We start from the raw sequence: 20101 nt of genomic DNA, 5'->3' as shown, positions 1-20101 counted from the left end.
ATGGGCCGGTAGTGTTCGACATTGCCGAACGGTGGATTCCCTTACCGCCGTGATCGCAAGTCGGAGGGACGGAGGCAGAACGGCGATGGCACGGAACATCCAGTCGCTCGAACGGGCGGCCGCGATGCTGCGGCTGCTCTCGGGCGGCGAGCGACGGCTGGGTCTGTCGGACATCGCCTCCTCGCTGGGCCTCGCCAAGGGCACGGCCCACGGCATCCTGCGCACCCTCCAGCAGGAGGGCTTCGTGGAGCAGGACGAGGCGTCGGGGCGGTACCAGCTCGGCGCCGAGCTGCTGCGCCTGGGCACCACCTACCTCGACGTGCACGAGTTGCGGGCGCGGGCCCTGGTGTGGACGGACGACCTGGCCCGCTCCAGCGGCGAGAGCGCCTACCTGGGCGTCCTGCACCAGCAGGGCGTGCTGATCGTGCACCACGTCTTCCGTCCCGACGACAGCCGGCAGGTGCTGGAGATCGGGGCCATGCAGCCGCTGCACTCCACCGCCATGGGCAAGGTGCTGTCGGCGTACGACCCGGTGGCGCACAGCGAGGCGCTGGATGCCGACCGCAAGGCCTTCACGGACCGCACGGTGTGCGATCTGGGGGACTTCGAGCACATCCTCGATCTCACGCGCGCGCGTGGGTATGCGGCCGACGTGGAGGAGACCTGGGAGGGCGTCGCCTCGGTGGCCGCGCCCGTCCACGACCGGCGACGGCTGCCGGTGGGCGCCGTCGGCGTCACCGGCGCGGTGGAGCGGCTGTGCCGGGACGGCGAGTTGCGTGCCGAGCTGATCGCGGCGGTGCGGGACTGCGCCCGCGCGGTGTCGCGCGATCTGGGCGCCGGACGGTTCTGAGGCGGCCTGAATGGCGGGGACCCTGCCTCGGCCTGAGCGACGGGCGGTTCTGGCTCGGCCTGGGCGCCGGGGGCTCTGACGCGATCCGGGCGCCGGACGGTTCGCACGCACGCCCGCCCACACCCGTAGCCCGTCAGCTCGACCACCGCGCCCGGCCACATCCACCCGCCACGCTCGACTGCCGCGCCCGCCGACGCCCGTCACACCCGACTGCCGCACCCACCCTCATTCGCCACGCTCGACCACCGCACCCGCCCACACCCCTCACCCGTCAGGCTCCTCTGCCGCACCCGGCGGCCACCCCGGCGGCCACCAGGTTGCCGTCACCGGATGACGCGAGCACCCGCCGCTTTCGGCGCCGCTCCCCCACCGCGTCCCCACCACCGCCGCGCGCCCGCCCCCGCCCCAAAACCTTGGCCGGAACCGAAGACGGGCAGTTCGCGGAGACGGGCCCGCCGGGCGCCCCGGCCCGCGGCGATCGATAACGATCGGTGGTTTCGGCCACGAACCCCTTGACGCCTGCATAACGCCAGAGCGAGACTCCCGTCCATCGGTCGGCATTGTCGAACAGCTATCGGCAATACACGTTAGAGTGTGGCAACGCCAAGGGCCGGCAACGCCCTCACCCCGAGGGCACCAGAACCCCCGGTGGGACCCGGGGTTCGGCTTCCCTGGACGAAGGACAAAGGAGTCGCGGGTGTCCAGCTCCGACATCTTCATCGGCGAGACCATCGGTACCGCCATACTCATCCTGCTCGGCGGCGGCGTATGCGCCGCCGTCACGCTGAAGGCATCCAAGGCCCGTAACGCCGGCTGGCTCGCCATCTCCTTCGGGTGGGGCTTCGCGGTGCTCACGGCGGTCTACACCTCGGCGCCGCTGTCCGGCGCCCAGCTCAACCCCGCCGTGTCGCTCGCTCTCGCGATCAAGAACGACGACTTCGCCGACCTCCCCACGTACCTGGGCGGTCAGCTGCTCGGCGCCATGATCGGCGCCGCACTGGTCTGGGTGACCTACTACGGCCAGTTCTACGCCCACCTGACCGACCGGGAGATCGTCGGCGGTCCCGGCGCCCAGGACACGGCCAGCGCGCCGGCCAAGTCCGTCGAGGCCGAGGAGCCCGCGGCCGGTCCGGTCCTGGGCATCTTCTCCACCGGTCCGGAGATCCGGAACGCGGTGCAGAACCTGGCCACGGAGATCATCGGCACGGTGGTCCTGGTCCTCGCCATCCTCACCCAGGGCCTGAACGACAAGGGCAACGGCCTCGGCACCATCGGCGCCCTGATCACCGCGCTGGTGGTCGTCTCCATCGGTCTGTCCCTCGGCGGCCCGACCGGGTACGCCATCAACCCGGCCCGTGACCTCGGCCCGCGCATCGTGCACGCGCTCCTGCCCCTTCCCAACAAGGGCGGTTCCGACTGGGGCTACGCCTGGATCCCGGTGGCCGGTCCGCTGATCGGCGGCGCCATCGCTGCAGGCATATACAACGTCGCTTTTGCTTAGAAGCACCGCGCTTCCCAGAAGCCCCGAGCCTCACAGCACGCGCCGTCCGCAGCCCCCTCACCCACGGAACCTCCAGGAGCACACAGTGACCGACGCCCACACCGCAGGCCCCTTCATCGCCGCGATCGACCAGGGCACGACCTCCAGCCGCTGCATCGTCTTCGACCGGGACGGCCGTATCGTCTCCGTCGACCAGAAGGAGCACGAGCAGATCTTCCCGAAGCCGGGCTGGGTCGAGCACAACGCCAACGAGATCTGGACCAACGTCCAGGAGGTCGTCGCCGGAGCCATCGAGAAGGCCGGCATCACCCGCGACGACATCAAGGCCATCGGCATCACCAACCAGCGCGAGACCACCGTGCTGTGGGACAAGAACACCGGTGAGCCCGTCCACAACGCCATCGTCTGGCAGGACACCCGCACCGACGCCCTGTGCAAGGAACTGGGCCGCAACGTCGGCCAGGACCGTTTCCGCCGCGAGACCGGTCTGCCGCTCGCCTCCTACTTCGCCGGCCCCAAGGCCCGTTGGCTGCTCGACAACGTCGAGGGACTCAAGGAGCGCGCCGCGGCGGGCGACATCCTCTTCGGCACCATGGACACCTGGGTCATCTGGAACCTGACCGGCGGTGTCGACGGCGGCAAGCACGTCACCGACGTCACCAACGCCTCCCGCACCCTGCTGATGAACCTGCACACGATGCAGTGGGACGAGAAGATCGCCGAGTCCATCGGCGTGCCGCTGCAGATCCTCCCCGAGATCCGCTCCTCCGCCGAGATCTACGGCGAGGTCACCGGCGGCCGGCTCGGCGAACTGCTCGGCGGCATCCCGGTCGCCTCCGCGCTCGGCGACCAGCAGGCGGCGCTGTTCGGACAGACCTGTTTCTCCGAGGGCGAGACCAAGTCCACTTACGGCACCGGCACCTTCATGGTGATGAACACCGGCGACAAGATCATCAACTCGTACGCCGGTCTGCTCACCACGGTCGGCTACAAGATCGGTGAGCAGCCGACGGTGTACGCCCTGGAGGGCTCGATCGCCGTCACCGGCTCGCTGGTGCAGTGGATGCGCGACCAGATGGGCCTGATCTCCACCGCCGCCGAGATCGAGACGCTGGCACTCTCGGTCGAGGACAACGGCGGCGCCTACTTCGTACCGGCGTTCTCCGGTCTGTTCGCGCCGCACTGGCGCTCCGACGCGCGCGGGGTGATCGCCGGCCTGACCCGGTACGTCACCAAGGCGCACCTGGCCCGTGCCGTCCTGGAGGCCACCGCCTGGCAGACCCGGGAGATCGCCGACGCCATGACGAAGGACTCCGGCGTCGAGCTGTCCACCCTGAAGGTCGACGGCGGCATGACCGCGAACAACCTGCTCATGCAGACCCTCGCCGATGTGCTGGACGCGCCGGTGGTGCGCCCGATGGTCGCGGAGACGACCTGCCTGGGCGCCGCCTACGCCGCCGGTCTCGCCGTCGGCTTCTGGACCAACACCGACGATCTGCGCGCCAACTGGCGCCGGGCCGCCGAGTGGACCCCCCGCATGGACGCGGAGCTCCGCGACCGTGAATACAAGAGCTGGCTCAAGGCCGTCGAGCGGACCATGGGCTGGATCGAGCACGAGGAGTAAGCACCCGACATGACCAGTCAGCCCGCCCTGCAGTCCGTGCCTGCCCTGGGAACGCGCCCGGCCTCGGGCGCCGGTCCCAGTCGCACCGAGACCCGGGAACAGCTCGCCAAGGCGTCCTACGACCTGCTCGTGATCGGCGGCGGCATCCTGGGCATCTCCACCGCCTGGCACGCCGCGCAGTCCGGCCTGCGGGTGGCCCTGGTCGACGCCGGTGACTTCGCCGGCGCCACCTCGTCCGCCTCCTCCAAGCTGCTCCACGGCGGTCTGCGCTATCTGCAGACCGGCGCGGTGAAGCTGGTGGCGGAGAACCACTTCGAACGCCGTGCGATCTCCCGCCAGGTGGCCCCTCACCTGGCGAACCCGCTGACCTTCTACCTCCCCGTGTACAAGGGCGGGCCGCACGGTGCCGCGAAGCTCGGGGCGGGTGTCTTCGCGTACTCGGCGCTGTCGGCGTTCGGGGACGGCGTGGGCCATCTGCTCTCCCCGGCGAAGGCCGTGCAGGACGTGCCGGAGCTGCGCACCGAGAACCTGCGGGCCGTGGCCGTGTACGGCGACGACCAGATGAACGACGCGCGCATGGCGCTGATGACCGTCCGGGCGGCCGTCGAGGCGGGCGCCGTGGTCCTCAACCACGCCGAGGTCACCGGGCTGCGCTTCACCAGGGGCCGGGTCACCGGCGCCGAGCTGACGGACCGGCTGTCCGGCGACGAGTTCGGCGTGGACGCCCGGCTGGTGCTGAACGCGACCGGCCCGTGGGTCGACCACCTGCGGGCGCTGGAGGACCCGCACGCCGCGCCGTCGATCCGGCTGTCGAAGGGCGTGCACCTGGTGCTGCGGCGCACCGCGCCCTGGAAGGCCGCGCTCGCCACGCCGATCGACAAGTACCGCATCACGTTCGCCCTGCCCTGGGAGGACATGCTGCTGCTCGGTACGACCGACGAGGCGTACGAGGGCGATCCGGCGGACGTCGCGGTCCATGAGAAGGACATCGCCCAGATACTCGGGGAGGCCGCGGTCTCCGTCCGTGACCAGCAGCTCGACCAGGATCTGATCACCTACGCCTTCGCCGGTCTGCGGGTGCTGCCGGGCGGTCCCGGCGACACCGCGAAGGCCAAGCGGGAGACGGTGGTGACCGAGGGCAAGGGCGGCATGCTGTCCGTCGCGGGCGGCAAGTGGACCACGTTCCGGCACATCGGCCGTACGGTCATGAAGAAGCTGGAGGCGCTGCCCGGCCATCCGCTGGGCGAGGACGTCGAGCCGGTCTCGGCGCTGCCGCGGAAGCTGCCGCTGCCCGGCGTGGCCAATCCCCGTGCGGTGGCCCACCGGCTGCTGGTGGACGGTCCCGGGCCGGGCCCGCGGATGGCCGCCGACACCGCGCGGCACCTGGCCACCCACTACGGTTCGCTGGCCTTCGACATCGCCCGCCTGGCCAACGACGACCCGGAGCTGGCCGAGCGCGTCCACCCCGACGCGCCGGAGATCTGGGCGCAGGTGGTGTGGGCCCGGGACCACGAGTGGGCGGAGACACCGGACGACGTGCTGCGCCGCCGTACGACGCTGACGATCCGCGGCCTGGCCACGGACGAGGTGCGCGCCAAGGTCGGTGACCTGCTCGGCAAGAAGCCGGCGTAGGCGCGGTCGCGGACGTCACCGCGGCGGCCCCGCTCCGGTGGGGCCGCCGCCGTTCGAGTGCCCCCATAATGTGGCTGAGACATCGGATGTCTGAGCGTTCAGGGAGGCCCGTCATGGCAGTCACCGATGAGGCGATCGAGAAGATCAAGGACATGATCGTCTCCGGTGCGCTGCGCCCCGGCGACCGGCTGCCCAAGGAGAGCGAACTCGCCGCCGAGCTGGGGCTGTCCCGCAACTCGCTGCGGGAGGCGGTGCGCGCGCTGTCGCTGATCCGGATCCTGGACGTGCGCCAGGGCGACGGCACCTATGTGACCAGCCTCGACCCCCAACTGCTGCTGGAGGCGATGAGCTTCGTCGTCGACTTCCACCGCGACGACACGGTCCTGGAGTTCCTGGCGGTGCGCCGGATCCTGGAGCCGGCCGCGACGGCGATGGCCGCCTCGCGGATCAGCGAACAGCAACTGGACGCGCTGTCGGCCCAGTTGAACGCGCTGGGCACCGCGCCCTCGGTGGAGGAACTGGTCGCCGGTGACCTGGAGTTCCACCGTGGGATCGTGCAGAGCGCCGGGAACTCGGTGCTGTGCTCCCTGCTCGACGGCCTGTCCAGGCCGACCACCCGGGCCCGGATCTGGCGCGGGCTCACCCAGGAGGACGCGGTGGGCCGCACCCTGCGCGAGCACCGGGCGATCCTGGCCGCGCTGCGCGACCGCGACGCGGAGGCGGCCCGGTCCTGGGCGACCGTGCACATCGCGAGCGTGGAGCAGTGGCTGCGGTCCACGCTGTGAGTGCGCGGGATGCCGTGGTGGTGCGGGCCGACGGCCGCCGCCGTGGCCGCTCGCGCGGTTCCCCGCGCCCCTCGGTCCCGCCGCCCGCCGGTGTGCGAGGAACAGCCGGGTCCGCCGCCACCCGGTGACGGCGGGGTGTTCCCGGGCGGCGAACCGGGCAGTGATCCGTTCACTCCCCTGTGCAAGGGGGCTGCGGGCGTCCTTGCCGGACGCCGTAAGGTTGGGACGTACGCGAGGGCACGTCGGAAGGAGGCGCTGGGTGATCGAGCTGGAGGGAGTTCCCGAGCTGATCGACCCAGTCATGGTGGCCGCGTTCGAAGGCTGGAACGATGCCGGGGACGCCGCCTCCACCGCGGTCGCTCACCTTGAGCGCGAGTGGAAGGGCGAGGTGTTCGCCGCGCTGGACGCCGAGGACTACTACGACTTCCAGGTGAACCGGCCCACGGTGTTCATGGACGGCGGCGTGCGGAAGATCACGTGGCCGACGACCAGGCTGTCGGTGGTCCGGGTGGGCGGCGAGAAGCCGCGTGACCTGGTGCTGATCCGCGGTATCGAGCCGTCGATGCGCTGGCGCTCGTTCTGCAACGAGTTGCTGGGGTTCGCGCACGAGCTGGGCGTGGAGATGGTGGTCATCCTGGGCGCCCTGCTCGGCGACACGCCGCACACGCGCCCGGTCCCGGTCAGCGGGGGCACGTCCGACGCGGATCTGGCCGGCCGCATGGATCTGGAGGAGACCAAGTACGAGGGTCCGACGGGCATCGTGGGCGTGCTGCAGGAGGCGTGCACGCACGCAGGTGTCCCGGCGGTCAGCCTGTGGGCGGCCGTGCCGCACTACGTGTCGCAGCCGCCCAACCCGAAGGCGACGCTGGCCCTGCTCAACCGCCTGGAGGATCTGCTCGACCTGCGCATTCCGCTGGGTGAGCTGCCGGAGGACGCGCGGGCCTGGCAGGTGGGCGTGGATCAGCTGGCCGCCGAGGACAGCGAGGTCGCCGAGTACGTCCAGACGCTGGAGGAGGCACGGGACACCGCCGAGTTGCCGGAGGCGTCGGGCGAGGCCATCGCCCGGGAGTTCGAGCGCTATCTGCGCCGCCGGGACGTGAGCGGGCACGCCACGGCGGACGGCGGGGAGGGCCCGCAGTCACCTCCGTACCGTCGGCAGGACAATCCGCCGGGCCGGTCCCGGCCGTCCCGGCCGCCGAAACCGGACGGCTCCACAGGCCCGGACAGCGACGACGAGGACACCTCGGAGGACTGAGCGGGGGCGGTACGCGGCACGCGTACCGCCCCCGCTGTGTCAGGCGTCGACGGCGGCCTCGGCGCACGTCGTGCGCGGGCGGCGGCGGCGTGGTGAACCGGGAGTCGGACGGGTAGGGCGGCGCCCGTGGCCGGTCGTCGCGGCGGCGGGACCGTGCCGGGCCATGGGGCGGGCCCGGCAGGCGCCGTAAGCGCCGCCGGGCGGTCGTGGCCGCGGTGGCGGTGAGCAGCCGGTGCCGGGGTGGCACGGTGTCACCTGCCGTGGGGGGACCGTCAGTTGACCGGTCCAACGGTCGGCTGCCCCGTTCACCTCGTCCACACCACCACGCCCGCCACGCCCGGTGTGCTCACACGCAACGCACCGGGCCGGCTCACCCGACCACGCCCGCAGGCGTCCTTACAACGCCACGCCCAGGAGGGCGTCCACGGCGCGTGAGACGACACCGGGGGCGCCCGGGTCCGTACCGCCGTGTTCCTGCTGGGCGGCGGCCCAGCGGTCGACGGCGGCCAGTGCGGCCGGTGCGTCGAGGTCGTGCGCGAGCGCGTCGCGGATCTCCTCGACGAGCGCCTCGGCGGCCGGCCCGTCGGGCCGGGACACGGCGGCACGCCAGCGGCCGAGCCGGGCCACCGCGTCCGCCAGCACCTGGTCGGTCCACTCCCAGTCGGACCGGTAGTGGTGGGCGAGGAGGGCGAGCCGGATCGCGGCGGGGTCGACACCGTCACGGCGCAGTCGGGAGACGAAGACGAGGTTGCCCTTGGACTTGGACATCTTCTCGCCGTCGAGGGCGACCATGCCGGCGTGGACGTACGCCTTGGCCATGGGGAACTCGCCGGTCAGCACCTGGGCGTGCGAGGCGCCCATCTCGTGGTGCGGGAAGGCGAGGTCGGAGCCGCCGCCCTGGACGTCGAAGCCCATGCCGAGGTGGTCCAGGGCGATGGCGACGCACTCGATGTGCCAGCCGGGGCGGCCGCGGCCGAGCGAGCCGCCGTCCCAGCTGGGCTCGCCGTCGCGGGCGGCCAGCCACAGCATCGGGTCGAGCGGGTTCTTCTTGCCGGGGCGGTCCGGGTCGCCGCCGCGTTCGGCGGACAGCAGCCGCATGGCGGCGGCGTCGAGGCGGGAGACGCCGCCGAAGTGCGGGTCGGACTCCACGGAGAAGTAGATGTCGCCTTCGAGTTCGTAGGCGGCGCCCAGGTCCCGCAGGCGTTCGACGAGCGGCACGATGCCGGGTATGGCCTCGACGGCGCCGATGTAGTGCTTCGGGGGCAGCATCCGCAGGGCTGTCATGTCCTCGCGGAACAGGGTCGTCTCCTGCTCGGCGAGGGCGACCCAGTCGACGCCGTCCCGCTGTGCGCGCTCCAGCAGCGGATCATCGACGTCGGTGACGTTCTGGACGTAGTGAACCTGGCGCTTCGTGTCGAGCCACACGCGCTGGACGAGGTCGAACGCGTTGTAGGTCGCCGCGTGCCCCATGTGGGTCGCGTCGTACGGGGTGATCCCGCAGACGTAGATACGGGCGACGGGACCGGGGACGAGGGTGACAAGGCCGCCGGTCGCGGTGTCGTAGAGCTTCAGGTCGCGGCCCTGACCGGGCAGGGCGGGGACTTCGGAAGCAGGCCAGGCATGCATGTACATGAGACTAACCGGCGCCCGGTTCGGTATACGAACCGGACCAGGCCGGATGGCCGGAAAGGCGATCTTGCGTTTGGTCGGCCGATGTGCTTCACCGTCGGCGAGGTGTCGGTGGGGCGGGCCGCTACACGGGCGGCCAGGGGATGGCCGGCCACTCGCCGCTCGGCTCCGGGTGCTTCCCGGAGACCAGCAGTGCGTCGACACGCGCGCGCGTGGCCGCCAGTTCCGCCGTCGTGATCAGCCGGGTCAGCCGGCCGCCGAGTGCCCCGCCGTCGTCCAGGGCGTCCCGCAGTCCCTCCAGGACGTCGACGGCATCGGCGGTGAGCGGTTCGCCCGCCCAGCCCCACAGGAGTGTCCGCAGCTTGTTCTCGGCGTTGAAGGTGACCCCGTGGTCGATGCCGTAGAGCCGGCCGTCGGCGGTGGGCAGCAGGTGGCCGCCCTTGCGGTCGGCGTTGTTGATCACTGCGTCGAGGACGGCGAGGCGGCGCAGCCGTTCGTCGTCGGCGTGCACGAGCAGCGCCGTGCGGTCCTCGTCGACCTGGGCGAAGCCGATCGCCTTCCAGCCCGCCTCCGGCTCCTCGGTGTCCACCAGGGCGAGCAGTTCGGCGTCGGGGGTCACCTCGATCCACAGCTGGCACATGCCCTCGCCGTAGGGCCCGTCCCGCAGGACGGTGGGCGGCACGAGGCCCCAGCCGGTCGCCTCGGAGACCTCGTAGGCGGCCACCTCGCGCGCGGCGAGGGTGCCGTCGGGGAAGTCCCACAGGGGGCGCTCGCCCGCGACGGGCTTGTAGACGCAGGTGGCCTCCTGGCCGTCGTACGTGATCGTGCAGAACAGCGCGGCGTTGGACGCCTCGCGGATGCGACCGCGCACCTTCAGTTCACCGTCGGCGAGCAGTTCCGCGGAGTGGGCGGCGGGGGGCGTCACGCTCCGCGGCGGTATCCGTTCTGGCGCGGACATACATGTCCTTCCGGATCGAGCGGCAGGCTGCACAGCGGGCACGGCGGCCTGCCGGCGTTGACGACGTCCAGGGCGCGCTTGGCGAAGGCCCTGGCCTGCACGCCGGTGAGCCTGACCCGCAGCATCGGGGGTCCATTCTCCTCGTCCTGGAGGAGCCGTTCCTCGGCCTCCGCGAGGTCTTCGTCGGAGTCGGCGTCCAGTTCGACCAGCGCCTGGGCCTCGACGATCATGCGCTGTTCGTCGCCGTCCCAGGCCAGGGCCATGGTGCCGACGCGGAACTCCTCGTCGATGGGGGTGTCAAGCGGCGCGGTGTCCGAGATCTCGGTGGGGGCGACGGCGGGTACCGGCGCGCTGCCTCCGCTACGGCGTACGACCTCGTCGAGCAGTTCGTCCATGCGCTCCGCGAGCGCGGCGACCTGGGTCTTCTCCAGGGCCACGCTGGTCACCCGGGGGCCGGCGGAAGCCTGGAGGAAGAACGTACGGCGCCCGGGCAGTCCGACCGTACCGGCCACGAAGCGGTCCGGGGGGTCGTAGAGGAACACCTGACGGGACACGTCCTGTCTCCATTGAATTCGAGTATGCGTGAAGGTCCATGTGCGCACGCGATGATGTCAACCGCTTCACCCTACTGCGCCCGACGATCACGGTGCGCCCGCACCGCCACCGACCGGAGCGTCTTCCCCCGGGGGTTCCTCGCGGGGTACAAGGGAGGCGAAATCCCCGGTATCACCCAGGCGAACGAGAAACGGCCTGAGCGGTGTGTACCGGATCACGGTGACCGAGCAGGGGTCGACGGAGATCCGCTGGAACAGGTCGAGGTGCAGGCCGAGCGCGTCCGCGACGAGGGACTTGATGACGTCGCCGTGCGAGCACATCAGGTACACCGCGTTCTCGCCGTGGTCGCGCTCCACGCGCGCGTTCCATTCGCGTACGGCTTCGGCGGCGCGGGTCTGCATGGCCCGCATGGACTCCCCACCGGGGAAGGCGGCGGCCGACGGGTGTGCCTGGACGACGCGCATCAGCGGCTCGTCGTTCAGTTCGGCGAGTTTGCGGCCGGTCCAGTCGCCGTAGTGGCATTCCCCGATCCGGTCGTCGGTGTGCGCGCTCAGGCCGGGCCGGGCGTCCAGCAGCGGCTGGAGCGTCTCCTGGCAGCGCTGCAGGGGGCTGGTGACCACCTCGGCGAGGGGCAGCCCGGCGAGGCGTCCGGGCAGCGCGGCGGCCTGCGTGGCGCCGCGCTCGTCCAGGGCGACGTCCGGCGTCCAGCCGGCGAGCACGCCCGCGGTGTTGGCGGTGGAACGTCCGTGCCTTACGAGGATCAGCGTGGGCATGCGGCCCAGGGTAGGCGCCCGCGCGGTGTGCGGGGGCACCGGTGCCGCGAAGTGCGCCGCGGCGGGTACGACGGGAGAATTCCTGCGTGATCGTCGACTGCGCCATCTACCGCGACGGGCACCGCACGGAGAGTCCGCGGGACTTCTCCGATGCCCTGGCCGAGGCACGCGCGCGGGGCGACAGTTTCCTGTGGATCGGGCTGTACGAGCCGACGGAGCGGGAGTTCGACCTGGTCACGGAGGAGTTCGGGCTGCACCCGCTGGCCGTCGAGGACGCCTTGAAGGCGCATCAGCGGCCCAAGCTGGACGTGTACGAGGACTCACTGTTCGTGGTCCTCAAGCCGGTGACGTACGAGCCGGAGCACGACACCGTCACCGCCGGGGAGGTGATGGTCTTCCTGGGCGACTCGTTCGTGGTGACCGTACGGCACGGTGCGGCCTCGCCGCTGGCCGGCGTCCGGCGCCGGCTGGAGCAGCGGCACGACATGCTGCGGCACGGCCCGACGGGGGTGCTGTACGCGATCACCGACGCGGTCGTCGACCACTACCTGGAGGTGGCCGCGGAGCTGACCGGCGACCTGGAGGAACTGGAGGCGGAGGTGTTCTCGCCGAGCGGCGGCTCGGGACACACGGCGTCGCGGATCTACGGTTTCAAGCGGCAGGTCATGGAGTTCCGCCGGGCCACCGTCCCGCTGTCGATGCCGCTGACCCGGCTCGCGGGGCTGGGTCCGTTCGTCGAGTCGGTGCCGTTCGTGCGGAAGCAGTCGCGCCCGTTCTTCCGGGACGTCAACGACCACCTCATGCGGGTGAACGAGTCCGTGGAGGGCCTGGACCGGCTGGTGTCGGACATCCTGTCGGCGCATCTGGCGCAGATGAGTGTCCGGCAGAACGACGACATGCGGAAGATTTCCGCGTGGGCGGCGATGGCCGCGATCCCCACGATGATCGCGGGGATCTACGGTATGAACTTCCAGCACATGCCGGAGCTGCACTGGCTGTGGTCGTACCCCGCGGTGATCACGGTGATGGGGTTCCTCGAAATGGTGCTGTACCGGACGTTCAAGCGGCGCGGCTGGATGTGACGGGTCCGCCGGGTCCGTGCCGTCAGGCGAATCCGGGCGCGGTGCCCGCCGGGCCGCCGAGGGCGTCGCGGCGCTCGGGCATCCGCAGGGAGACCAGCCGGCGCCGGCCCGCCGCCCGTTCGTAGCCGTACACGGCGTGGATGCCGGCCGCCTTCAGTTTCTCGTGGGCGAGCCCGATGCCGTGCCGTTCCAGGAGCACGGTGTAGTCGGTCTCGGGCGGGACCGGGACGGGCCGCAGCCCGCGCTTGTTCATCAACGCGTGGAAGATGCGCCCGTGTTTGTCCTCGTCGGCGCCGTGCCGGGTGATCTTGGGGGCGAGTGCGCGTTCGCTCTGCGGTACCAGCGCGGCGATCCGCGCGTTCTCCCAGCCGCCCTGCGACTCACCGCTGGCGGCGACGGAGCAGAACAGCCGGAAGGCCTCGTCGTCGTCGAGGATCTCCTGGAACAGGCTTTTCGCCGAAAGCATCGGGGCACCTCTCTGCAGGATGCGCGGGTTCCGCGACGGGCTCCGCCGGGTTTCCGTGATACTCCGCGAAGAACGAGTCGAATGCCGGGCTGAGGGTGCTGCAACAGGTGTGCCGGCCGGCTCCGCCGGGTGGATGAGCAGCGGGGTCCGGGCGGGGCGTAACCGCGCTGGCCCGGTCGCGTTGTTACGCGTGACGGCCGTGGCGGGGAGGCCCCGAGCCCCCACCACGGCCGCAGACGATTCCCACCTGAGGACAGCCCCTAGCCGAGACCGGCACGCTCCAGGGCCTCCGTGCCGGCCCGCAGGGAGGCGATCCGCTCGTCGAGCGTGAAGCCCGCCGGGCTGAGGGTGAGGGTGGTGACGCCGGCCGCGGCATAGGCCCGCATGCGATCGGCGATGCGGTCGACGGAGCCGAGCAGGGTGGTGCGGTCGATCAGGTCCTGGGGGACGGCGGCCGCCGCGCCCTCTTTGTCTCCGGAGAGGTACTTGTCCTGGATCTCGGCGGCCTCGCTCTCGTAGCCCATGCGCTGGGCGAGCTGGTTGTAGAAGTTCTGCTTGCGGCTGCCCATGCCGCCGACGTACAGGGCCGTGAAGGGGCGGAAGACGTCGGCGAGCTCGGCCACGTCCTTGTCGTCGCCGACGGCGATCGGCACGGTCGGGCAGACGTCGAACCCGTCGAGCGACTTGCCCGCCTTCTCGCGCCCGGCGCGCAGGTGGGCGACGGCCGTATCCTCCAGGTGGTCGGCCGAGGGGAGGATGAGCAGCGCCCCGTCGGCGATCTCCCCGGTCTGCTCCAGGTTCTTCGGCCCGATGGCGGCGACGTAGAGCGGGATGTGCTCACGCTGCGGGTGCACGGTCAGCTTGAGCGGCTTGCCGGGGCCGCCCGGCAGCGGCAGCGTCCAGTGCTCGCCCTCGTACGCCAGGCGCTCGCGCGACATGGCCCTGCGTACGATCTCGACGTACTCGCGGGTGCGGGCCAGCGGCTTGTCGAACTTGACCCCGTACCAGCCCTCGGAGACCTGTGGGCCGGAGACGCCGAGCCCGAGCCGGAAACGGCCGCCGGAGAGCGAGTCGAGGGTCGCGGCGGTCATCGCGGTCATCGTCGGCTGGCGGGCCGGGATCTGGAAGATGGCCGAGCCGACGTCGATCCGGTCGGTCTTCGCGGCGACCCAGGCCAGCACGGTGGCCGCGTCCGATCCGTACGCCTCGGCGGCCCAGCACACGGCGTAGCCCAGCCGGTCGGCCTCCTGTGCCACGGCCAGATTGTCCGCGTCCATCCCGGCACCCCAGTACCCGAGGTTGATCCCGAGTTGCATCGCCGATTCCCCTTACCCGTGAGTAACGTCCCTGTTGCGCAGACCTTAGCGTGCCCCGGGCACCAAGGGCAGGGCAGACCGCGCGGAGAGATCCATGTCCCACCGCGGCGGTGGGCCACACCCGTCGGTGCCGGGGCGGGCGTCCTCGCCGGCGAGCCGGCCGGAGCACTGGAGCGGTGCGGCGCCCGCCACGGGCCGGACCTGCTGCGCGACCCGGTCGGACGACCGGGCCGGGCGGTGGTCGCGGGGAGTGGGGCGGTGGGCGAAATCGGTTGTCCACAGGCGCCCACGGGGCGAGTTCGGGCCAGTAGGGTCGGCGGACATGGAGCAGAGGCATCTCGGCCGTACCGGCCTGCGTGTGTCCCGGATCGGACTCGGCACCCTCACCTGGGGCCGGGACACCGACGAGCATGACGCCGCGGACATGCTGAAGGTGTTCTGGGAGGCGGGCGGGACCCTCGTCGACACCGCGGACGTGTACGGCGGGGGTGAGGCGGAGTATCTGCTCGGCCAGCTCATAGAAGGGCTCGTGCCGCGTCGGGATCTGGTCATCTCGACGAAGGCGGGGAGCGTACCGGACCCGGACCGCCGCTTCGACGGCTCGCGCGGCCATCTGCTCGCCGCGCTCGACGCCTCCCTCGCCCGCCTCGGCACGGACTACGTCGACATCTGGCACATCCACGCCTTCGACCCGGACACCCCGCTGGAGGAGACCCTGCAAGCCCTTGACCTGGCCGTCAGCAGCGGCCGGGTGCGCTACGCGGGCGTCTCCAACTTCTGCGGCTGGCAGCTCGCCAAGGCCGCCACCTGGCAGTCGTCGGCGCCGGGCAGCCGGACCCGGCTGGCGAGCACGCAGATGGAGTACTCGCTGCTCCAGCGCGGCGTCGAGCGCGAGGTGCTGCCCGCCGCCCTGGACCTGGGCATCGGGCTGCTGCCGTCCTCGCCGCTCGGCCGCGGCGTCCTGACCGGCAAGTACCGCAACGCGACTCCCCCGGACTCGCGCGGCGCCTCCGAGCACCTGGCGCCGTTCGTCGCGCCGTACCTCGACGACACCGCGAGCCGGATCGTGGACGCCGTGGCGACGGCCGCGGACGGACTCGCGGTGACCCCGCTCCAGGTCGCCCTCGCCTGGGTCCGGGACCGTCCCGGCGTGGCCGCCCCGGTCATCGGCGCGCGCAACGCGCAGCAGCTCACGGCGGCTTTGTCGGTGGAGGCCCTTAGTCTTCCTGACGAGATCTGCCTGGCGCTCGACGATGTGTCGGCGCCTCTGCACCGCTATCCCGATCACGACTGGAGCACGCTGTGAGCACGGACCCGGAGACCACGGAGGAAGCCCGGCCGGGACCGGGTGCCTCGGACGCCGTACCGGACGCCGACGGGACGGGAAGTGCGGTACCGGACGCGGACGGCACGGGGAACGCCGGGGCGGACACGGACGGGGCGCGGAGCGCGGGGCCCTCGGACGGGGCGCAGGACGCCGGCACGGGTGTCGGGTCGTCCGGGGTGGCGGCCGGGAGCGAGGAGGGGACCGCCGGGGACGCGTCCCAGCGGTCCGAGGCGGAGGCGGAACTCGCCGCCCAGCGGATCGAGCGGGAGCGGATCGAGCGGCGCAAGGCGCAGAAGCAGGGGCAGATCGAGAGCGGCGGCGGACTCAGCGGCACGGCGGCCGACCTGCTCGCGGCCGTACGGGCGGTGGAGGGCGGGGCGCGGCCCCGGGCCGCGGTCCTCGACGATCCGGCGCCCGCTCCGGGACGGCCGGCCGTCCCGGAGCCCGGTCCGCGGCCGCAGCCCGCCCCGGCCGCGCAGCCGGTCGCCGCGGCGCCGGCGACGGCGACGGTCGACGCGGTGCGCGCGGTGCTGGCCGGTGGCGGCGCCCCCGAGAGCCTCGCGTCCCAGGTCGCGGCGGCGCTCGGCGAGGGCGCGGACGCACGGCTGCGGGCCGATCCGTGGCTGCTGCTGTGGGTCACCGGGGTACGGCCGGAGCAGGCCGACGGGTTCGCGCGGGCGCTGCTCGGGGCCGAGTGCGGTCCGCAGGACGAGCGGCGGAGCCGGGCGCTGACCGTCTGGCTGCTGGAGCAGGCGGCACTGGCCGGGCACACCGCGCTGGAGCTGCCCGCGCTCACTGCCGCGCTGGCCCAGCGGGGTGTGCCGGATCCGGACGCGGCCGTGCAGGACGCGCTCGACCAGGGCGAGATCCTGGTCTTCCAGGACGCCCTGGAGGAGCCGGGAGCCACGGCCCGGCCACGGCCGGCGGCACAGGAAGAAGCCGACGCCGGGGACACGGAGGACGCGGACGAGGACGGCGTGCAGGAGCGGCCCGTGCGCGTCCTGGCCGGACTTGAGCGGTATGCGCTCGCCGAGGAGAGCCTCGCCGACGGCCTGGCCCGTCTGGTCAACTCCGTACCGAAGCAGGACGGCCCCGCCGAGTCCTGGGAGCGGGCGGCCGGCGCCGCCAGGGGCTCGGCGGGCGAACTGATCGCGGCGGTCGCCGCACACGGTCTCGTGCTGCACACCGGCGGCCACGCCTCCCTCGCCGACCCGGCACGCCTGCTGCACGAGGCGTCCGCGCTGGGCCTGCGGGCCTGGGCCGCGGCGCACACGGACGGCGGCCGGACGGAGTGCGCGGCGCTGGTCGCGGGCCTCGGCCGGACGGACGGGCCGGCGGAGGCGGCCGGCTGCGGGGTGGCGACGGTCGCGGGGCTGCTGGCGGACGCCGAGGGACCGGGGCGGGACGCGGACGGCGCCCTGGACCTCGACCTGCTGGTCGTGCTCGACGCGCCCCGGCTCGATGTCGAGACCGCCGCCCTGCTGGTGGAGTCGATGCCGGACGGGGCGCGGCTGGTGCTGGCCGGGGATCCCGGCGTGCTGTGGTCGGCCGGGCCCGGGCGGGTCTTCGCCGACCTGCTCACGGCCCGGGCGTGCCCGCAGGTCGCCTCCCGGGTGCCCGACCCCGGGCCGCTCGGGGAACTCGTGTCCGGTATCGGCGTCGGTGAGCTCGGCCAGGTGGAGGCGCCCGGCAAGGAGATCGTGATCGTGCCGGTGCGGGACGCGGGCGAGGCCGTGCACCGGGCGGTGCAGTTGGTCGCGGACTCGGTGCCGCGGGCCATCGGCGTCCCGGCCGAGCAGACGGTGGTGATCACGCCGGGGCACGGCGGGGCGGCCGGTACCCGGGCGCTCAACACGGCGCTCAAGGAACGGCTCAATCCGGGCCCCGGCCGCTTCGGCGGCTTCGACCCCGGCGACCGGGTCGCCTACTCCCCCGCCTCCGGTCGTACGCTCGCCGGCCAGGTGGTGCGGGCCGACGCCGAGGGACTGCACCTGTCCTGCTCGGGGGTGCCGGTCGTGGTGGCGCGGGAGCAGGTGGAGCGGTCCGTGCGGCACGGGTGGGCGCTGACCGCGCACCAGGCCGCGGGCGGCCGGTGGCCCGCGGTGGTCGTGGTGCTGCCCGGTGATGCCGCGCAGGTGCTCAGCAGGCCGTGGGTGTACACCGCGTTCGGCCGGGCCGAGCGTCATCTGTCCGTCGTGCACGGGGTGGAGCAGGCACTGCCCACAGCGGTCGCCGAGGTCCCGGCCAAGCCCCGGACGACCCGTCTGCCGGCCCTGCTGCGCGCCCAACTGCCGGCGGAGGGCTGACCCGGCTCCGGCGTGCGGCGCCCGGCCTCCCGGGCGCGGCGTCGGACAAGACGGTGCCGCACGGGTCTCACGCCCGTGCGGCACCGGGGTCGGCCGGGATCAGCGATCCGCGTCCAGGGGTTCCAGGTCCTCGTCCTCGTCGCCGTCCAGGTCGAGATCGTCCTCAAGGTCGTCATCGGCCTCGCGCTCGTCGTCGGCATCGTCGTCGTCATCGTCGAAGACGGCGCTGACGTCGAAGCGGCAGACCACCCGCTGCGGATCGATCTGTTCGAACGGCGCCTCCAGCCAGTCACCGGGTTCGGTGCGCTCGTCGGCGGCGGTCACCCACAGCGTCGAATCACCCTCCTCCAGGCCGAACTCCTTGTGCCGGGAGGCGATCTCGTCGGGTTCGAACTCCCCGAAGAGGACCCCGAGTGCCCCGTGCACCGTGCCGGCGGCGTCCGCGCCCGTGCCGTCCTCGTACTCCACCGCCTCGACCCGCTGGGCCTGGGCCAGCAGCCGCTGCGGCTCCGCCACGGAGTAGTCGCGACGGATCAGCACGCTCAGGGCGGTCGGCTCCTCGGGTCCCGCGTACGGCGGCAGCGAGTCTTCCGTGCCGGGGATCTCGAAGGGCGTGACCTCGTCGTAGCGGTCGTAGAGCAGCTCGTCGTAGGTCTCGGCGGCCGCCGCGAGCTGATTGAACGCCTCGTAGACGACCGGATCGTCCTCACCCGACCTGCGTTCGACCGCCGCCAGGTGGCGGTCGAGCGCGGTCTTCACCGCCTCGGCGGCGGCGCGTACCTCGGCAGCGGTGGGCTGCACAGCATCAGACATAGTGCAGACGCTATCCGTACCCGGCCCCAGCCCGCACAATAGATGCGATGCCGGAATACGAATTTGTCGACGTGTACGTCCCGCGCGGGGTGTCCCGCAAGGACGCCGCACGTCTGCTGACGGACCATGCCGAGTACGGACACTGGGAGTTGGACCGACTGAGCCTGCTGCGCGACGGCAGCCGCAGGGTGCGGCTGCGCCGGCGGATCATCCGCCAGGTGCGTGCCACGTGGTGAGACGGGCAGCTGAGAGCTGAGACAGCCACATGAACGGAGCGGGCCCAGGGTGCGGGGCCCGCTCCGTTTCTCCCGTGTCCGCGTCTCAGGCCGAGGCCCGCGCCTTGCGGTACAGCAGCGCGCCGGCCAGCAGCGCGCCCGCGCTCGCCGGGAGCGCGAGGCCGACCGGCAGGTCGCTCCCGGTCTTCGCGAGTTGCCCGAAGCCGCCGTGCGGGCGGATCTGCGAGTTCCCGGTGATCGGCGTGCCGCCGCCGGTGGCGGGCGGGGCGCTCGGCGTACTCGGGTGGCCGGGTGCGCCAGGTGTCCCCGGGTTGCCCGGAGTGCCGGGCTTGCCGGGTGTACCGGGGTGCCCCGGCTGCCCAGGCTTTCCGGGCGGTGTCGTCTCGTGGCCACCGCCCGGAGGCGTGCCGTGACCACCGCCGGGAGGCGTGCCGTGTCCTCCGCCCGGGGGTGTGCCCTGGCCGCCCCCCGTGCCACCGCCGTTGGCGCAGTGGTTGCCCACGGCGGCGTTGCCGATTCCGATGACGTCGATGCTGTTGCCGCACACGTCGACCGGTACGTCGACCGGCACCTGGACCGTGTTGCCGGAACCCACGCCCGGTGAGCCTTCGGTGTGCCCGCCCGCGTGCGCGCCCCCCGAGCCGCCGTGGCCGCCCGTCGCACCGCCACCGTGGTCAGTGCAGGTGTTGCCCACCGCCGGGTTGAGGACCCCGACGACGTTCACGGTGTTGCCGCAGACGTTCACCGGCAGGTGGACGGGCACCTGAACGGTGTTGCCGGACAGCACACCGGGTGAGTGCGCGGCGGCGCCGAGCGCCCCCGAGTCGGCGTGGGCGCTGCCGCTCACGGCGGCGAGCGCGCCGGTCGCGGCCGCCACGGTCAGCAGGCTCTTGCGCGTGCCCTGTCGCATGGTTGAAACCCCCCTGTCCTTCTGGTCTGTCTGGTCAGACCACTTCGAATCTGTGCCGGGTCGCATTTCCCGGGGAGAAAACC

The 20101-nt window shown here is 72.5% G+C and carries 18 protein-coding genes; 10 read left to right on the top strand and 8 right to left on the bottom strand.

What is annotated here, in order from left to right; genetic code table 11:
* Positions 1-85: 85 nt before the first annotated feature.
* The 6 genes from ACFYPJ_RS12095 (at position 86) to ACFYPJ_RS12070 (ending at position 7647) form a co-directional block, all read left to right on the top strand.
* Positions 86-850: an IclR family transcriptional regulator gene (locus ACFYPJ_RS12095; protein ID WP_389014379.1), complete on the top strand. Its 765-nt coding sequence runs from the start codon at positions 86-88 to the stop codon at positions 848-850.
* A 697-nt stretch (positions 851-1547) separates the two neighbouring features.
* On the top strand, positions 1548-2351 hold the full coding sequence (locus ACFYPJ_RS12090; protein ID WP_389014376.1) for an MIP/aquaporin family protein: 804 nt from the start codon (positions 1548-1550) through the stop codon (positions 2349-2351).
* An 85-nt stretch (positions 2352-2436) separates the two neighbouring features.
* The gene (gene glpK, locus ACFYPJ_RS12085) at positions 2437-3975 is read left to right on the top strand and encodes a glycerol kinase GlpK (RefSeq protein WP_389014373.1); all 1539 of its coding nucleotides are present in this window, start codon (positions 2437-2439) and stop codon (positions 3973-3975) included.
* Positions 3976-3984: 9 nt separating this feature from the next.
* Positions 3985-5607: an FAD-dependent oxidoreductase gene (locus ACFYPJ_RS12080; RefSeq protein ID WP_389014371.1), complete on the top strand. Its 1623-nt coding sequence runs from the start codon at positions 3985-3987 to the stop codon at positions 5605-5607.
* A gap of 113 nt (positions 5608-5720) precedes the next feature.
* A complete protein-coding gene (locus tag ACFYPJ_RS12075) occupies positions 5721-6392 on the top strand; it encodes a FadR/GntR family transcriptional regulator (RefSeq protein ID WP_389014368.1) in 672 nt (223 codons plus the stop codon).
* A 259-nt stretch (positions 6393-6651) separates the two neighbouring features.
* Complete coding sequence (locus tag ACFYPJ_RS12070; protein ID WP_389014365.1) at positions 6652-7647, top strand: PAC2 family protein; 996 nt, start codon at positions 6652-6654, stop codon at positions 7645-7647.
* A gap of 396 nt (positions 7648-8043) precedes the next feature.
* Here ACFYPJ_RS12070 and mshC read toward each other — a convergent pair whose 3' ends face one another.
* The 4 genes from mshC to ACFYPJ_RS12050 all read right to left on the bottom strand — a co-directional run bounded on the left by mshC (position 8044) and on the right by ACFYPJ_RS12050 (position 11562).
* Complete coding sequence (gene mshC, locus ACFYPJ_RS12065; protein WP_389014362.1) at positions 8044-9273, bottom strand: cysteine--1-D-myo-inosityl 2-amino-2-deoxy-alpha-D-glucopyranoside ligase; 1230 nt, start codon at positions 9271-9273, stop codon at positions 8044-8046.
* 127 nt (positions 9274-9400) lie between these two features.
* Positions 9401-10234: an SCO1664 family protein gene (locus tag ACFYPJ_RS12060; protein ID WP_389014359.1), complete on the bottom strand. Its 834-nt coding sequence runs from the start codon at positions 10232-10234 to the stop codon at positions 9401-9403.
* The gene (locus tag ACFYPJ_RS12055) at positions 10198-10788 is read right to left on the bottom strand and encodes a DUF3090 domain-containing protein (RefSeq protein WP_389014357.1); all 591 of its coding nucleotides are present in this window, start codon (positions 10786-10788) and stop codon (positions 10198-10200) included. Before ACFYPJ_RS12055 ends, ACFYPJ_RS12060 begins: the two co-directional genes overlap by 37 nt.
* Before the next feature lie 87 nt (positions 10789-10875).
* Positions 10876-11562, bottom strand: a complete 687-nt coding sequence (locus ACFYPJ_RS12050) for a histidine phosphatase family protein (RefSeq protein WP_389014354.1) — start codon at positions 11560-11562, stop codon at positions 10876-10878.
* An 86-nt stretch (positions 11563-11648) separates the two neighbouring features.
* Here ACFYPJ_RS12050 and corA point away from each other — a divergent pair, with 86 nt between their 5' ends.
* Positions 11649-12644: a magnesium/cobalt transporter CorA gene (corA, locus tag ACFYPJ_RS12045; RefSeq protein ID WP_389014352.1), complete on the top strand. Its 996-nt coding sequence runs from the start codon at positions 11649-11651 to the stop codon at positions 12642-12644.
* Positions 12645-12666: 22 nt separating this feature from the next.
* Here corA and ACFYPJ_RS12040 read toward each other — a convergent pair whose 3' ends face one another.
* A complete protein-coding gene (locus tag ACFYPJ_RS12040) occupies positions 12667-13110 on the bottom strand; it encodes a hypothetical protein (protein WP_389014350.1) in 444 nt (147 codons plus the stop codon).
* Between the two features lie 260 nt (positions 13111-13370).
* Complete coding sequence (locus tag ACFYPJ_RS12035) at positions 13371-14426, bottom strand: LLM class F420-dependent oxidoreductase (RefSeq protein ID WP_389014349.1); 1056 nt, start codon at positions 14424-14426, stop codon at positions 13371-13373.
* Positions 14427-14748: 322 nt separating this feature from the next.
* Here ACFYPJ_RS12035 and ACFYPJ_RS12030 point away from each other — a divergent pair, with 322 nt between their 5' ends.
* Entirely contained in the window at positions 14749-15732 is a 984-nt protein-coding gene (locus ACFYPJ_RS12030) for an aldo/keto reductase (protein ID WP_389014346.1), read from the top strand.
* Positions 15729-18059, top strand: coding sequence for a helix-hairpin-helix domain-containing protein (locus ACFYPJ_RS12025; RefSeq protein WP_389014343.1), 2331 nt, complete (start codon positions 15729-15731; stop codon positions 18057-18059). The genes ACFYPJ_RS12030 and ACFYPJ_RS12025 overlap by 4 nt, the downstream gene beginning before the upstream one ends.
* A 99-nt stretch (positions 18060-18158) precedes the next feature.
* On the opposite strand, the gene ACFYPJ_RS12020 is transcribed toward ACFYPJ_RS12025, so the two are convergent.
* On the bottom strand, positions 18159-18872 hold the full coding sequence (locus ACFYPJ_RS12020; protein WP_389014340.1) for a hypothetical protein: 714 nt from the start codon (positions 18870-18872) through the stop codon (positions 18159-18161).
* A gap of 47 nt (positions 18873-18919) precedes the next feature.
* Between ACFYPJ_RS12020 and ACFYPJ_RS12015 the strand changes: the two genes are divergently transcribed.
* Positions 18920-19108 (top strand): DUF5703 family protein, encoded by a 189-nt coding sequence (locus ACFYPJ_RS12015; protein ID WP_389014337.1) that lies wholly within the window; start codon positions 18920-18922, stop codon positions 19106-19108.
* 85 nt (positions 19109-19193) lie between these two features.
* Here the strand turns inward: ACFYPJ_RS12015 and ACFYPJ_RS12010 are convergent, their stop codons facing one another.
* A complete protein-coding gene (locus ACFYPJ_RS12010; RefSeq protein WP_389014335.1) occupies positions 19194-20018 on the bottom strand; it encodes a chaplin family protein in 825 nt (274 codons plus the stop codon).
* Positions 20019-20101: the final 83 nt, after the last annotated feature.

It is taken from the genome of Streptomyces sp. NPDC006012, assembly GCF_042871185.1.
Taxonomy (GTDB): Bacteria; Actinomycetota; Actinomycetes; order Streptomycetales; family Streptomycetaceae; genus Streptomyces.
Note: the sequence above shows the minus strand (reverse complement) of the source record. Positions and strands in the feature narration are given on the sequence as shown.

Excerpts from the sequence above, each read along its gene's own strand:
- ACFYPJ_RS12060 (WP_389014359.1), bottom strand. The coding sequence starts at position 10,234 with ATGTCCGCGCCAGAACGGATACCGCCGCGGAGCGTGACGCCCCCCGCC.
- ACFYPJ_RS12075 (WP_389014368.1), top strand. The coding sequence starts at position 5,721 with ATGGCAGTCACCGATGAGGCGATCGAGAAGATCAAGGACATGATCGTC.
- ACFYPJ_RS12035 (WP_389014349.1), bottom strand. The coding sequence starts at position 14,426 with ATGCAACTCGGGATCAACCTCGGGTACTGGGGTGCCGGGATGGACGCG.
- ACFYPJ_RS12010 (WP_389014335.1), bottom strand. The coding sequence starts at position 20,018 with ATGCGACAGGGCACGCGCAAGAGCCTGCTGACCGTGGCGGCCGCGACC.
- ACFYPJ_RS12095 (WP_389014379.1), top strand. The coding sequence starts at position 86 with ATGGCACGGAACATCCAGTCGCTCGAACGGGCGGCCGCGATGCTGCGG.
- ACFYPJ_RS12050 (WP_389014354.1), bottom strand. The coding sequence starts at position 11,562 with ATGCCCACGCTGATCCTCGTAAGGCACGGACGTTCCACCGCCAACACC.
- ACFYPJ_RS12020 (WP_389014340.1), bottom strand. The coding sequence starts at position 18,872 with ATGTCTGATGCTGTGCAGCCCACCGCTGCCGAGGTACGCGCCGCCGCC.
- ACFYPJ_RS12040 (WP_389014350.1), bottom strand. The coding sequence starts at position 13,110 with ATGCTTTCGGCGAAAAGCCTGTTCCAGGAGATCCTCGACGACGACGAG.
- ACFYPJ_RS12080 (WP_389014371.1), top strand. The coding sequence starts at position 3,985 with ATGACCAGTCAGCCCGCCCTGCAGTCCGTGCCTGCCCTGGGAACGCGC.
- mshC (WP_389014362.1), bottom strand. The coding sequence starts at position 9,273 with ATGCATGCCTGGCCTGCTTCCGAAGTCCCCGCCCTGCCCGGTCAGGGC.
- ACFYPJ_RS12030 (WP_389014346.1), top strand. The coding sequence starts at position 14,749 with ATGGAGCAGAGGCATCTCGGCCGTACCGGCCTGCGTGTGTCCCGGATC.
- ACFYPJ_RS12015 (WP_389014337.1), top strand. The coding sequence starts at position 18,920 with ATGCCGGAATACGAATTTGTCGACGTGTACGTCCCGCGCGGGGTGTCC.